This window comes from Clavibacter sp. GW821-FHT01D01, assembly GCF_059422605.1.
In genome coordinates, this window is sequence record NZ_JBWKXC010000006.1 from 71,647 (window position 1) to 85,600 (window position 13,954).

At 73.2% G+C, this 13,954-nt stretch carries 14 protein-coding genes; 7 read left to right on the forward strand and 7 right to left on the reverse strand.

All coding sequences use genetic code 11. From position 1 onward, the window contains the following. Positions 1-138: 138 nt before the first annotated feature. From AC07VC_RS09720 to groL, 4 genes are all read left to right on the forward strand, one after another. A complete protein-coding gene (locus AC07VC_RS09720) occupies positions 139-468 on the forward strand; it encodes a DUF3263 domain-containing protein (RefSeq protein ID WP_494676492.1) in 330 nt (109 codons plus the stop codon). Between the two features lie 33 nt (positions 469-501). After that, on the forward strand, positions 502-1,074 hold the full coding sequence (locus AC07VC_RS09725; RefSeq protein WP_317229750.1) for a LytR C-terminal domain-containing protein: 573 nt from the start codon (positions 502-504) through the stop codon (positions 1,072-1,074). 253 nt (positions 1,075-1,327) lie between these two features. Next, positions 1,328-1,546 (forward strand): cold-shock protein, encoded by a 219-nt coding sequence (locus tag AC07VC_RS09730; RefSeq protein ID WP_317229751.1) that lies wholly within the window; start codon positions 1,328-1,330, stop codon positions 1,544-1,546. A 194-nt stretch (positions 1,547-1,740) separates the two neighbouring features. Continuing rightward, positions 1,741-3,360 (forward strand): chaperonin GroEL, encoded by a 1,620-nt coding sequence (groL, locus tag AC07VC_RS09735; protein ID WP_191147357.1) that lies wholly within the window; start codon positions 1,741-1,743, stop codon positions 3,358-3,360. Between the two features lie 170 nt (positions 3,361-3,530). On the opposite strand, the gene AC07VC_RS09740 is transcribed toward groL, so the two are convergent. The 6 genes from AC07VC_RS09740 to AC07VC_RS09765 form a co-directional block, all read right to left on the reverse strand. Then, entirely contained in the window at positions 3,531-3,821 is a 291-nt protein-coding gene (locus AC07VC_RS09740) for a WXG100 family type VII secretion target (RefSeq protein WP_094116504.1), read from the reverse strand. Positions 3,822-3,867: 46 nt separating this feature from the next. Beyond that, positions 3,868-5,628, reverse strand: a complete 1,761-nt coding sequence (locus AC07VC_RS09745) for a sensor histidine kinase (RefSeq protein ID WP_317229752.1) — start codon at positions 5,626-5,628, stop codon at positions 3,868-3,870. A gap of 124 nt (positions 5,629-5,752) precedes the next feature. Then, positions 5,753-6,445 carry a response regulator transcription factor gene (locus tag AC07VC_RS09750; protein WP_012039163.1) on the reverse strand — a complete coding sequence of 231 codons (693 nt, stop codon included), beginning with the start codon at positions 6,443-6,445 and terminating at the stop codon, positions 5,753-5,755. An 86-nt stretch (positions 6,446-6,531) separates the two neighbouring features. Next, complete coding sequence (locus AC07VC_RS09755) at positions 6,532-8,193, reverse strand: DNA repair helicase XPB (RefSeq protein ID WP_317229753.1); 1,662 nt, start codon at positions 8,191-8,193, stop codon at positions 6,532-6,534. A 20-nt stretch (positions 8,194-8,213) separates the two neighbouring features. After that, positions 8,214-10,106 carry a helicase-associated domain-containing protein gene (locus AC07VC_RS09760; protein WP_494676491.1) on the reverse strand — a complete coding sequence of 631 codons (1,893 nt, stop codon included), beginning with the start codon at positions 10,104-10,106 and terminating at the stop codon, positions 8,214-8,216. Positions 10,107-10,116: 10 nt separating this feature from the next. Beyond that, positions 10,117-10,386, reverse strand: coding sequence for a hypothetical protein (locus tag AC07VC_RS09765; RefSeq protein ID WP_317230409.1), 270 nt, complete (start codon positions 10,384-10,386; stop codon positions 10,117-10,119). A 173-nt stretch (positions 10,387-10,559) separates the two neighbouring features. Here AC07VC_RS09765 and AC07VC_RS09770 point away from each other — a divergent pair, with 173 nt between their 5' ends. Both AC07VC_RS09770 and AC07VC_RS09775 read left to right on the forward strand, forming a co-directional pair. Then, complete coding sequence (locus AC07VC_RS09770) at positions 10,560-10,943, forward strand: cold-shock protein (protein WP_317230410.1); 384 nt, start codon at positions 10,560-10,562, stop codon at positions 10,941-10,943. Beyond that, a complete protein-coding gene (locus tag AC07VC_RS09775; RefSeq protein ID WP_494724460.1) occupies positions 10,936-11,796 on the forward strand; it encodes a DUF3027 domain-containing protein in 861 nt (286 codons plus the stop codon). Before AC07VC_RS09770 ends, AC07VC_RS09775 begins: the two co-directional genes overlap by 8 nt. A 70-nt stretch (positions 11,797-11,866) precedes the next feature. Here the strand turns inward: AC07VC_RS09775 and serC are convergent, their stop codons facing one another. Then, a complete protein-coding gene (gene serC / locus AC07VC_RS09780; protein ID WP_494676489.1) occupies positions 11,867-12,985 on the reverse strand; it encodes a phosphoserine transaminase in 1,119 nt (372 codons plus the stop codon). Between the two features lie 108 nt (positions 12,986-13,093). Here serC and AC07VC_RS09785 point away from each other — a divergent pair, with 108 nt between their 5' ends. Then, a complete protein-coding gene (locus AC07VC_RS09785; protein ID WP_094116498.1) occupies positions 13,094-13,792 on the forward strand; it encodes an iron-dependent transcriptional repressor DtxR in 699 nt (232 codons plus the stop codon). The last annotated feature ends 162 nt before the right edge of the window (positions 13,793-13,954 follow it).

A 13,954-nucleotide genomic window follows, 5' to 3' on the forward strand; every position in this document is an offset into this window, starting at 1 on the left:
GAACGCACGGCCGGGTCCACGGCGGGCAGAGGCGGGTGGCGGATGCTGCCTGGCGGCCCGCGGACACCCCGTGGAGCTGCGCGGGACGCCCAGGGGCGCGGACCTAGTATGTGGGGGATGTCGGGGAAGGAGCACGCCGTGGACCAGCGTGAGGACCGCCCCGCGAGCGCCCCCGCGGCCGACCGTCGCACCGCCCCGGAGCTCGACGAGCGGGGTCGTGCGGTGCTCGACTTCGAGCGCGACTGGACGCGTCATGCCGGTGCGAAGGAGGAGGCGATCCGCCAGGCCTTCGGCCTCTCGGCCACGCGCTACTACCAGCTGCTCGGGTCCCTGCTGGAGACCCGCCAGGCGCTCGCCTACGACCCCCTGCTCGTCGGGCGCCTCCTGCGCCTCCGAGAGTCCCGCGCCGCCGCGCGCGCGGCACGCGCCCTGCCCACCGGTCTCCCGAACCGCCCGTCCGCGCGCTGACCCCGCGCCCCACCGAGGAGACACGAGACCGCCATGCCCTCCCACGCTCCCGACCGCTTCGACGAGGTCCCCGGCGACCTGAGCCGCGTCGGCGCGCACCGCGCACCGCGCCCCCGCCGCCATCGCCTGCGGGCCTTCGGCTGGGCCGCCCTGGCGACGGGCCTGCTCGTGGGCGCCGGCGTCGTGGGCCTCTTCGTCATCGACGACCGCGTGTCCTTCACCGACATCATCCCGAGCGGGGGCTCCTCCGAGGAGGCGACGCCCACCGAGGCGCCCACCGCCGCGGCCACCGCCGTCCCCGGCATGGTCGTGACCGTGCTCAACGGGACGCGGACATCGGGCCTCTCCGCCCGCGCCGCGACGGCGCTCGAGGCGGCCGGCTGGGCCATCGGATCGCGGGTCAACGCGAGCACCAGCGACATCACGACGACGACGGTCTACTACTACGACGCCGCCGACGAGGGCGCCGCCCGGGGGCTCGTCGCCGAGCTGGGCGTGGGCGACGTCCAGCAGTCCGACCAGTTCCGGCCGCCGGAGGGCACCGCCGCCGCGCAGGCCGCCCGGCTCACCGCCGTGCTCGGCTCGGACTACGCGGCCCTCGGCTGACCCGGGCCCGGCCCCGCCCACCTCGCGCCGCAGGACGCGCTTCTCGGCGGACTCCTCCGCACCCGTGGAGGAACCCGACGGGCGTCGTCGGTCCGTGGCTATCGTGCTGCCTGGTCGCACGCCCGTCGCGTACCAGGTGCTGCGCGCCGTCCGTCCCGAGGGCGTGGCGCGGGGTCGATGCAGGGCCCCGCGGCCGACCCGGGGGTGGCGGCACCGCGCCCCCGACACCGCGCAGTCGCACATGGAGAAGCACATGGCCAACGGCACCGTGAAGTGGTTCAACGGGGAGAAGGGGTTCGGGTTCATCACCGTGGACGCCGTCGAGGGCGGCCCTGCCGCGCAGGACGTCTTCGTCCACTACTCGGCGATCGAGATGTCGGGCTACAAGGTCCTGGAGGAGGGGCAGCGCGTCGCCTTCGAGATCGGGCAGGGGTCCAAGGGCCTGCAGGCCGAGAACGTCACGACCGCCTAGCGGCATCCCCGCCACGACGACGCCGCCGCCCGACCGGGCGGCGGCGTCGCGCCGTTCCCGGGGACCGCCTCCGCCTGTGGGCGGCTCGCTTGCACTCCCGTAGGGCGAGTGCCAGAATCGTCCCTGGCACTCCCTCACGGGGAGTGCTAGACGACTGCCTTTTTCCTGACGTCCGGGAGGGACGAGAGATACACATGGCTAAGATCATCGCTTTTGACGAAGAAGCCCGCCGCGGCCTCGAGCGCGGCCTGAACATCCTGGCCGACGCGGTCCGCGTGACCCTCGGCCCGCGTGGCCGCAACGTCGTCCTGGAGAAGAAGTGGGGCGCCCCCACCATCACGAACGACGGCGTCTCCATCGCCAAGGAGATCGAGCTCGACGACCCGTTCGAGAAGATTGGCGCGGAGCTCGTCAAGGAGGTCGCCAAGAAGACCGACGACGTCGCCGGCGACGGCACGACCACCGCGACCGTCCTCGCGCAGGCCCTGGTCCGCGAGGGCCTCCGCAACGTCGCCGCGGGCGCCGACCCCATCAGCCTCAAGCGCGGCATCGAGAAGGCCGTCGCGGCCGTCACGGAGGAGCTCAAGGCCGCCGCGAAGGAGATCGAGACCAAGGAGGAGATCGCCGCCACCGCGTCCATCTCCGCCGGCGACTCCACGATCGGCGCGATCATCGCCGAGGCGATCGACAAGGTCGGCAAGGAGGGCGTCGTCACCGTCGAGGAGTCCAACACCTTCGGCACCGAGCTCGAGCTCACCGAGGGCATGCGCTTCGACAAGGGCTACCTGTCGCAGTACTTCGTGACCGACCCCGAGCGCCAGGAGGCCGTGTTCGAGGACGCGTACATCCTGATCGTCAACTCGAAGATCTCGAACATCAAGGACCTGCTGCCGATCGTCGACAAGGTCATCCAGTCGGGCAAGCAGCTCCTCATCATCGCCGAGGACGTCGACGGCGAGGCCCTGGCCACGCTCGTCGTGAACAAGATCCGCGGCATCTTCAAGTCGGTCGCCGTCAAGGCCCCCGGCTTCGGCGACCGCCGCAAGGCGCAGCTGCAGGACATCGCCATCCTCTCGGGTGGCCAGGTCATCGCCGAGGAGGTCGGCCTCAAGCTCGAGAACGTCACCCTCGACCTGCTCGGCACGGCCCGCAAGGTCGTCATCACCAAGGACGAGACCACGATCGTCGACGGCGGCGGCGACGCCACCGAGATCGCGGCCCGCGTGCAGCAGATCCGCAACGAGATCTCGAACACCGACAGCGACTACGACCGCGAGAAGCTCCAGGAGCGCCTCGCGAAGCTCGCGGGCGGCGTGGCGGTCATCAAGGCCGGCGCGGCGACCGAGGTCGAGCTCAAGGAGCGCAAGCACCGCATCGAGGACGCCGTCCGCAACGCGAAGGCCGCCGTCGAGGAGGGCATCGTCGCCGGTGGTGGCGTCGCGCTCATCCAGGCCGGCAAGCTCGCGTTCGAGAAGCTCCAGCTCGAGGGCGACGAGGCGACGGGCGCGAACATCGTCCGCGTCGCGGTCGACGCTCCGCTCAAGCAGATCGCCCTCAACGCGGGCCTCGAGCCCGGCGTCGTGGCCGAGCGCGTCCGCAACCTCCCCTCGGGTCACGGCCTCAACGCCGCCACGGGCGAGTACGTCGACATGCTCGCCGCGGGCATCAACGACCCGGTGAAGGTCACGCGCTCGGCTCTGCTGAACGCCGCGTCCATCGCGGGCCTGTTCCTCACGACCGAGGCCGTCGTCGCCGACAAGCCCGAGAAGAACCCGGCCCCGGCCGGCGACCCCACGGGTGGCATGGACTTCTAGTCCGTCCGGGCGGGGCGCCAGCGCCCCGCCCACCTGCACGACCGGAATCACCAGCACGATCAGCATCATCAGCACGACGAAGCGGGCGGTCCCTCACCGGGGCCGCCCGCTTCGTCGTGCGCTGCGTCCGCGTCCCGTCACCGGCGCTGCCGGCAGGAGCGCGGGAGCGGCTAGTGCGCGAACATCCGCGCGTTGCCCTCCTCCACCTCCGCGTACTGGCGGGCGGCGGCGCTGAGCGCCTGGTTGATGCTGGCCAGCGCCTCCTCGACGCGCTGCTGCGTACCCTTCCACTCGGCCACCACGCCCTGGAACGCGGTCGCGGCGCTGCCGGACCACGAGCCCTGCAGATCGGCGAGCTGCCCGTGCAGCGTCGCCACCTCCGCCTGGATGCGTCCGATGCTCCCCTGTACGGCCGCGGTGGCCGACAGGACGGCCTCGCTGTCCACCTGGTACCTCGTCATGGGTCTCCTCCTCCTCGTCGACGGACGGGCGGAGGCTATGCCCCGATCAGGACGCAGGCGGCGTCGGGGCCTGCGGCGTGGAGGCGGCGGGCGCCTCGGGGCTGGGGAGGAGCGGCAGGATCACGCGGAAGGTCGCACCGCCGCCCTCCGTCTCGACGACGTCCACCCGGCCGCGGTGCGCGGCGACGATGGCGGACACGATGGCGAGGCCCAGGCCGCTGCCGCCGGTCTCGCGGGTGCGCGAGGTGTCGGCGCGCCAGAAGCGCTGGAAGATCTTCTCGCGGATCTGCGGGGGCACGCCGTCGCCGTGGTCGCGCACCTCGATGCGGGCCTCGCGGGCGGCCTCGTCCACGACGGTGGCGAGCTCGATCGGACTGCCGGCGGGCGTGAAGCGCACCGCGTTGCCGATGAGGTTGGTCACGACCTGGCGGATCTTGTTCTCCTCCGCGGAGACCATCGCGAAGCCCTCGGTCGGCGCGGGGCCGTCGCCGTCGCCCGCGCGGATCGGGGCCAGGGCGTCCGTCGCCGTCTCGCCGGGACGGCGGAGGCGGCGCGCCCGCAGCCGGGAGAGCGTGGCGCCGGCGAAGGCGATCGGGCCGGTGACGTCGCTTCCCGTTGCGGGGCCGGTGCCGCGGAGCGACTCCGGGGGCATCTCCTGCGTGAGCTCCAGGCCGTCGGCGTCGAGGATCGGGCCCACGGGGTTCACGAGGACGGGCGGCAGCGCCGTGACCGTGCGCGTCTGCGAGGAGGCCATCGCATCGAGGGCCGCGTCGCGGGCGATGGGATAGAGGTCCACGGGGGCCAGCTGCAGCGGCTTGGTCTCGTCGAGCCGGGCGAGCTCGAGGAGGTCCTCCACCAGGCCGCCCATGCGGATGGCCTCCTTCTCGATGCGCTCCATGGCCTGCGTGACGTCCTCGGGCGTCTGCAGCGCCCCCATCCGGTAGAGCTCGGCGTAGCCGCGGACGGAGACGAGCGGCGTGCGGAGCTCGTGGCTGGCGTCGCCGACGAAGCGCCGCATCTGGTCGATGGTCTTGGCGCGGTCGGCGAACGCGCGGTCGATGCGGCTGAGCATCATGTTGAGGGAGCGGTTCAGACGGCCCACCTCGGTGTTCGGGGTCGCGCCGCCGAGGCGCTGGCTGAAGTCGCCGCCCGCGATGGCGGCGGCGGTGCGCTCCACCTCGCGGAGCGGGCCGAACGTGCTGGTCACCAGCATGCGCGTGACGGCCGCGCCGAGGACGACCACCGCGAGGCCGAAGCTCGCGAAGATCACGATGTAGGTCGCGACGAGGTCGTCGACCTCCTCGAGCGGGCGCGCGATGACGAGCGTGGAGTACTCGGTGGCGTCGGGGGACGCGTTCTGGGAGACGCGGACGATGCCGTGCCACGACTTCTGCCCGGAGTTGTCGGAGAAGACGACGATCTCGTTGTTGACCTGCGAGGCGCGGGCGAGGTCGAGCCCGAAGACGCGGGGGTGCTCGGCGGAGTCGCCGTTCCAGTTGTCGGCGATGACGTCGCCCTGCGCGTCGAGGAGGACCACGAACAGCGTCGGGTCGGCCGTCTTCACGTCGTCCTGGGTGAAGGTGTCGGGCGAGGTGGGCTCGGTGCCGAGCACCTTGGGCAGCTGCGTGATGGAGACCCGGAGGGACGCGTCCATCTGGTTGACCATCTGCTGCCGGAGCAGGTACATGGTGCCGGCGCCGGAGACGAGGAGACCCAGCAGCAGGAGGAGGACCGTGACGCTCGTGATCTTCGTGCGGAGGGAGACGTTGTTCCACTTCTCCGAGACGTAGTCGTGCACTGGCCGCACCTCGTGTTCCCGTCATCGTGACCGTGTCGTCACGAGGATATGCGACGCCGGATGTGCGATCGGCCGGGTGCCCGTGGGGCATCCGGCCGATCAGCGGTGCGGGTCCGCTCGCGCGGCCCCGGGGTCAGGACTTGGCGGCCTTCAGCATGTAGCCGAACCCGCGCTTGGTCTGGATGACCGGCTCCGAGGAGTGCTGGTCGAGCTTCCGGCGCAGGTAGGAGATGTAGGACTCCACGATGCCCGCGTCGCCGTTGAAGTCGTACTCCCACACGTGGTCGAGGATCTGGGCCTTCGAGAGCACGCGGTTCGGGTTGAGCATGAGGTACCGCAGGAGCTTGAACTCGGTGGGGCTCAGCTCGATGGGCTCCTCGCCGACGAGGACCTCGTGCGTGTCCTGGTCCATGGTGAGCTCGCCGGCGCGGATGATCGCGTCCTCGTCAGCGTGCATCGTGCGGCGGAGGATGGCCTTGATGCGGGCGACGATCTCGTCGAGGCTGAACGGCTTGGTGACGTAGTCGTCGCCGCCGACCGTGAGGCCCGTGATCTTGTCCTCGGTGTCGTCCTTCGCCGTGAGGAAGAGGATGGGCGCCGTGTAGCCCGCCGCCCGGAGGCGCTTGGTGACGCCGAAGCCGTTCATGTCGGGCAGCATCACGTCGAGGATGATGAGGTCGGGCTCCTCCTCGAGGACGGCCGAGATGGCCTGGGCGCCGTTGCCGACGGCGCGGACCGCGAAGCCGGCGAACCGGAGGCTCGTGGTCAGCAGGTCGCGGATGTTGGGCTCGTCATCGACGATAAGGATCTTCGGGCCATCGCTCATGGGAAGAAGTATCTGCGCGCTCGCTGGGAGCGGGCTGGATGGTGGTCGCGTGAGGTCCGTGATCCCATGCCGCCGCGCACCGGCGGTCAGCCGGCCGCGGCCCCCGAGACGCCCGCGATGCCGGCCGCGTCGAGGATCGTGTAGGCGTACCCCTGCTCCGCCAGGAACCGCTGCCGGTTCTGCGCGAAGTCCTGGTCGACCGTGTCGCGGGAGACGAGCGTGTAGAAGCTCGCGGACCGCCCCGAGGCCTCGGGGCGCAGGAGCCGTCCGAGGCGCTGCGCCTCCTCCTGTCGGGAGCCGAACGACCCCGACACCTGGATCGCGACGGTCGCGTCCGGCAGGTCGACGGAGAAGTTCGCGACCTTGCTGACGACGAGGACCCGGTCCGTGCCGTCGCGGAACGCCTGGTAGAGCCGCTCCCGCTCGGCGACGGGCGTCGCTCCCGTGAGCTTGGGGGCGCCGAGCGCCTCCGCCAGCTCGTCGATCTGCTCGAGGTACTGGCCGATCACGAGGATGCTCTCCCCCCGGTGCCGCTCGACGAGCGCGCGCGTCACGTCGAGCTTCGCGGGGGCGGTCGCGGCCAGGCGGTAGCGCTCGTCGTCGGCCGCGGCCGCGTACACGAGCCGCTGGTCGTCGGGCAGGTCGATGCGCACCTCGAAGCACTCGGCGGGGGAGATGAAGCCCTGGGCCTCGATCTCCTTCCAGGGGGCGTCGAACCGCTTCGGTCCGATGAGGCTGAACACGTCGCCCTCGCGGCCGTCCTCCCGCACGAGCGTCGCGGTGAGGCCGAGGCGGCGCCTGGCCTGGAGGTCGGCGGTGAGCTTGAACACGGGGGCGGGCAGCAGGTGCACCTCGTCGTAGACCACGAGGCCCCAGTCGAGCGCGTCGAGCAGCGCGAGGTGGGCGTACTCGCCCTTCCGCTTCGCGGTGAGGATCTGGTAGGTCGCGATCGTGACGGGCTTCACCTCGCGGGACTGCCCCGAGTACTCTCCGATCTCGTCCTCGGTGAGCGTGGTGCGCTTCAGCAGCTCCGAGCGCCACTGCCGGGCCGACACCGTGTTGGTGACGAGGATCAGCGTCGTGGTCTTCGCCTTCGCCATGGCCGCGGCGCCGACGAGCGTCTTGCCGGCGCCGCACGGGAGCACGACGACGCCGGATCCGCCGTCGAGGAAGTGGTCGACCGCGTCCGTCTGGTAGCCGCGCAGCGTCCAGCCGTCCTCGACGAGCGACATGTCGTGGGGCGTGCCCGGTGTGTAGCCGGCCAGGTCCTCGGCTGGCCAGCCGATCTTCACGAGCTCCTGCTTGAGCTGCCCGCGGGCCCAGGCCTGCACGCGGTACGTGGACGCGTCGATGCGCTCGGTGAGCAGGGGGGCGATGCGGCGGGCGCTCGCGATCTCCGACAGCACCGCCGACTCGGTGCTGGAGATCTGGAGCTCCCCCTCGGCGTCGCGGCCGATGACGAGCCGGCCGTAGCGGCCCACCGTGTCGGTGACGTCCACCGAGACCGACTGGGGGACGGGGAAGCGGGAGTAGCGCTCGAGGGTGGCGAGCATGTCCTCGGCCGTGTGCCCGGCGGCGCGCGCGTTCCAGAGGCCGAGCCGGGTGATCCGGTACGTGTGGATGTGCTCCGGCGCCCGCTCCAGCTCGGCGAACACGGCCAGGTCGTGACGCGCGTCCTCGGCGTCCGCATGGGCGACCTCCAGGAGGACGGTGCGGTCGCTCTGGACGATCAGGGGGCCGTCGGACACGCCCGCCAGCTTAGGCGCGCTCACGGGGCCGTCGGCCCGGGCGCGAGCGAGACGATGCTCGAGAGGGGGAGGGTGCGCTCGACGTCGGCGACGCGGTCGCGGGCGCGGAGGCGACCGCCGGCCACGCTGGCGGGCTCGAGCACGTGGTCCACCTCGCGGCCGTCTGGCATGCGGACCCGGACCCGGAGGACGGCCTTGGCGCGGATCGCGACCTCGAGCTGGCGGGCCGTCCACGCGGCGCCGTCCCCGGGCCCGGCCGCGGCGCGGACGCGCGCCACCAGGGCGTCGGCGGCGTCGGGCTCGGGCTCGGCCGCGGCGACGGCGGTCGCCGGTGAGGTGCGCGCCTCGGGCGCGATGCGGCGGCCGTCCGCGTCCTCCCGGACGGGAGCGAGGCGGGCTCCCGCGAGCGCGCGCTCGACGGCGTCCGGCGCCGCCGCCGACGTGAGCACGTCGTCCCCCGCGCGCACGAGCCGCAGCGGCGCCAGGTCCCGGTCGACGAGGAGGGTGGCGAGGAGCGCGGCGTCATCCGAGAGGACGGCGGTGCGGGTCCCCGCCGGCGCGGTGTCGGAGGGCGCGGCGGGCCGTACCCGCAGGCGCCCGAAGCGCGCGGCGGTCTCGTCGAGGAGGTAGTCGAGCGGCTGGGGGATGCCGGTCAGCGAGATGCCCGTGAGGAACGCCCGGATGCCGTCGACGGTGCCGCCCGCGGCGAGGGCGCGCGTGACGGACGCGGCCGAGACGCGGTAGCTCGCCGCGAGCCCCCGGCCCTCCGCGTCGGCGACGGCGAGGAGGCGCGACTCGACGGCGGGATCCAGCGGTCCCGGTGAGACCACCGTGAGGTCGTGCTGCAGGTACACCCGGTCGACCTCGGCGGGCAGGTGCGGGGCGAGGGCGGCGGCTGCCGCCCGCGCTCCCGAGGTGAGCAGCGCCCGGCCGGCCGAACTCGGGACGTCGCCCGTGGTGATGCCGAGGAGGCCGGCGTCGCGCGTGAAGGCCGTGATGCGCTCGCCGATCCAGGCGGATCCGCCGGGGAACCGCCACAGGACGCCGTCGACGAGACCCGCGCCCCACGAGGTGTCCGCGCGCTCGGACAGGATGCCGCGCGTCGCCGGCGTCAGGGCGTCGAGCCACGACGCGGCCAGCGCCTCCCAGCGCTCGGCGGTCGGTCGGGGGGACCAGGACGCGGACTCCGCCGTCGCGTTCCAGGTGCGGCCCGTGCGGGCCACCAGTCCCGCGCGGTCGGCGATGGAGAGGACGACGGGCACGTCGTCGAGGTCGGCGCCGACGGCGGCGGCGAGACGGCGCGCGTCGGGCAGGGACATGCCGCCGCGGCTGAGCTCGCGGGCGGGCTCCCGCATGAGCTCGTCCACGAGGGCCGCGACGGCGACCACGGAGCCGAACGCGCTCTCGCCCGCGTGGCGGTCGACCTCGTCGGCGTCGACGCGCGGGACGGCCGCGAGGGGAGCGGGCGGGGCGAGGCGGGCGAGCTCGTCGACCCCCGGGAGGCCGGCGGCGGGCCAGGAGGCGAGCGCGGCGGCGACCTCCGGATGCGTCGCGATGCCGTCGTCGTCGAGGTCCGCGAGGAGCGTGGCGGCGGCCCGTGCCGCCGCATCCGCGAGCGCCCGTGCGTCGACCGGGTCCTCCCCGGAGCGCCGGGCGAGCGACGCGCGGAGGGCGGGGAGGGGGACCGGGTGGGTGGCCGCGCCGTCCGCGGAGGCGACGGCGAGGACGGCGAGCGCGGTGCGGTCGAGCTGCTCGAGCGCGGACGCGACGGCGTCGGGTCCGAGCAGCGCGTCGGCGAGGTCGAAGACGTCCGCGATGCGCGTCGCCTCGATGCCGCGGTCGCGGACGAGGTCGGCGAGGGCCGCGTCGTCGAGGGCGCGCAGCCGCGACGCGAGCACCAGGGCGTCGGACATGGTCGTCCCGCTAGCGGGACGTGCCGTCCATGCGGCGGCGGCGACGGACGCTGATGACGAGGATCGCGATGAAGAGGAGCGCGGCGAGGGGGATGCCCACTGCCGGGAGCAGGAGGATGACCTGCCACACCGGCGTGCTGTACTGCGACGCGTCGACGGCGATGAGCGGGGCCAGCAGGATCGCGACGATGCTGAGCACGGCGATGAGCAGGATGCCGGCCAGCATGTAGGCGAGGATGCGCTCGGCCCGTCCCTCGCTCGGTGCGGTGTCGGATGCCATCCGCCCAGACTACGCCGTGGCTCGCGCCCGGGCGCGTCGCGCGCGCAGGCCCGGCGGGCGGCCGTGCGCGCGGGACCGGGCCCCGCGCCACCCGGGTCCGGGGGCCGCGGACGAATAGACTGGTGCGTTCACCCGCACATGGAGCCCCGCCCGGGGCGGAGGAAGAGGATCGCATGCCCACCGGCAAGGTCAAGTTCTACGACGAGGACAAGGGGTTCGGGTTCATCAGCTCGGACGACGGCCAGGAGGTCTTCCTGCACGCGTCCGCCCTGCCGTCGGGAGTCGCCGGGGTCAAGGCCGGTACGCGGCTCGAGTTCGGCATCGCGGACGGCAAGCGCGGCGCGCAGGCCCTGTCCGCCCGGATCCTCGACGCCCCGCCCTCGCTCGTCCGCATGTCCCGCAAGCCCGCCGACGACATGGCCGTCATCGTCGAGGACCTCGTGAAGGTCCTCGACGGCATCGGCACGAACCTCAAGCGCGGCCGGTACCCGGATGACGCGCACGGCCGGAAGATCGCGGCGATGCTGCGCCGGGTCGCGGAGGAGCTCGATGCCTGAGCGCCGGGACGACGAGGCGACGATCGATGACGCGACTGCCCACGACGTGGTGGCCGCCGACGCGGTGACCGACGACGTGACTGCCGACGACGCGGCGACCGACGACGTGACTGCCGCCGACGGAGCGACCGACGACGCGACGGCCGACCACGCGACCGCCGCGGATGTGCCGCCCGCTGATGAGGCCGTCCCCTCGCCGGCGACGCCCGTCCCGGCTGACGAGCCGGAGGGCGCGGCCGGCGAGCCGCCCGTGGCCGACGCGGAGCTGCTCGCGGCCGTCGACCTCGCTCGGGCGGCGCTCCGGGAGATCACGCCCGATGACGCGGTCGGCGAGCCCGCCGGGTCGATCGTCGAGGGGGACCGCGTGCTCTCGCTCCTCTTCGCGAACACCATGCCCGGGTATCCCGGGTGGTACTGGACGGTCACGCTCGCGCGCGTCGAGGACGCCGCTCCCACCGTGCTCGAGGTCGAGCTCATGCCCGGCGAGGGCGCGCTGCTGTCACCCGAGTGGCTTCCGTGGTCCGCTCGCCTCGCCGGTGTCGAGGCCGAGCAGGAGGCCGAGCGCGTCGCGGCCGAGTCCGCGGACGACGAGGACGACGACGATGACGACGAGGACGACGACGACGCCGCGGAGGATGCCGAGGACGCGGACGACGTGCTGGACGGCGTCGACTTCGAGGCTGCCCCGGCGGAGGGCGAAGACGACGACGACGCCGACGACGACGACGACGCCGACGATGACGACGACGACGACGACGCCGACGACGACGACGACGCCGACGATGACGACGACGACGACGACGACGACGACGACGACGACGACGACACGAGCTTCGACGGCGCCGATCGCTGATCCGCACCCCGCATGACGACGGCGGCGGCCCCCGAGGGGACCGCCGCCGTCGTCGTCTCCGGGGTCGGGATCAGCCCGCGCCGTGCTCCACGACGAACTCGATGCAGCGCACGAGGGCGCGCACGTCGTCCGGCTCGATGGCCGTGAAGGTCGCGACCCGCAGCTGGTTGCGTCCGAGCTTCCGGTAGGGCTCGGTGTCGACGACGCCGTTGGCGCGGAGGGTCCTGGCCACGCCCGCCGCGTCGATCGCGTCGTCGAGGTCGATCGTGACGACGACCTGCGAGCGGTGCGCGGGATCCGCGACGAACGGGCGGGCGTAGTCCACCCGCTCGGCCCACTCGTAGAGCACGGACGAGGACTCCCGCGTGCGGGCGTCGGCCCACGCCAGCCCGCCGGCCCCGTCGATCCAGTCGAGCTGGTCCTCGAGCATGAGGAGCGTCGCGAGAGCGGGGGTGTTCAGCGTCTGGTTCAGCCGCGAGTTGTCGACGGCGTTCTTGAGGCTCAGGAACTCCGGGATCCAGCGCCCGGACGCCGCGATGCGCTCCACCCGCTCGAGGGCGGCGGGGGAGAGGAGGGCGAGCCACACGCCGCCGTCGCTCGCGAGGTTCTTCTGCGGGGCGAAGTAGTAGACGTCGGCCTGGGCCGCGTCGAAGTCGATGCCGCCGGCCGCGCTCGTCGCGTCGACGACCGTCAGCGCGCCCGCGTCGCCGTGCACGCGGGTGACCGGGGCCATGACGCCCGTGGAGGTCTCGTTGTGCGGCCACGCGTACACGTCCACGCCCTCCACGGGGACCGCCTCGGCGCGGCTGCCGGGCTCGGCGCGGATCACGTCGGGGGACTCGAGGAACGGCGCCGACGCGGCGGTGGCGAACTTGCCGCCGAACTCGCCGAAGACGAGGTTCTGGCTGCGGCGCTCGATGAGGGAGAAGGCCGCCGCGTCCCAGAAGGCGGTGGACCCGCCGTTGCCGAGCACGACCTCGTAGCCGTCGGGCAGGCGGAAGAGGCGGGAGAGACCGTCGCGCACCCGTCCGACCATGTCCTTGACGGGCGCCTGCCGGTGGGAGGTGCCGAGGATCTGCGCGCCCGCGAGCGCGAGGTGGTCGAGCTGCGCCTGCCGGACCTTGGACGGGCCGCAGCCGAATCGTCCGTCGAGGGGCAGCAGTTCGGTGGGGATCTTCGTGGTCGGCATGCGGCAATGCTAGGGGACCGTCCCGCCGCGCCCGCGGGCATCCGGGGCCGGGGGCCGGTCATCGCGCACCCGGGGAAGTAGGCTGGTCCCTGGCGCAAGGGAGGCCCGATGACTGATCTCGTGGACACGACGGAGATGTACCTCCGCACCATCCTCGACCTCGAGGAGGAGGCCATCGTGCCGCTGCGGGCGCGCATCTCCGAGCGCCTCGGGCACTCCGGCCCCACCGTCTCGCAGACCGTCGCCCGCATGGAGCGCGACGGGCTCGTCGTCGTGAGCGGCGACCGGCACCTGGAGCTCACGCCCGAGGGGCGCAGCAAGGCCGTCCACGTCATGCGCAAGCACCGGCTGGCGGAGCGCCTGCTGAGCGACGTGATCGGCCTCGAGTGGGAGTTCGTGCACGACGAGGCCTGCCGCTGGGAGCACGTGATGAGCGAGCAGGTGGAGCGGAAGATCCTCGACCTGCTCGGCCACCCCACCGAGTCCCCGTACGGCAACCCCATCCCCGGGCTCGACGAGCTGGGCGACTCGCCCGCGGTGGCCTTCATGGCCGGCGTCGTGAGCATCGTGGAGGCATCCCTCGGCACGACGGAGGACGCTCCGGCCCGCGGCGTGATCCGCCGCCTGGGCGAGCCGGTGCAGTTCGACCCGGAGCTCCTCTCCCAGCTGAAGCAGGCCGGCGTGCTGCCGGGGGCGACCGGGTCGTTCTCCCGCGAGGGCGCCTACGTGCTCGTGCGCGTGGACGGCGCGGGCCCCGGGCTCGAGCTGCCGCTCGAGGTCGCCGGGCACATCTTCATGGAGCGCTGACGAGGTCCGCTGGGGCCGCCGCCGGCGGCCCGCGAGGGGGAGGATCGACCGGACCACCCCCGGACTGGGCACACGCGGCCGCCACGCCGGTGCCACCGGGGGTTATGTAGCGCATCCACCCCGAGGATGACGCCCGCCGTTACGGATTCGTTAGCAATATGG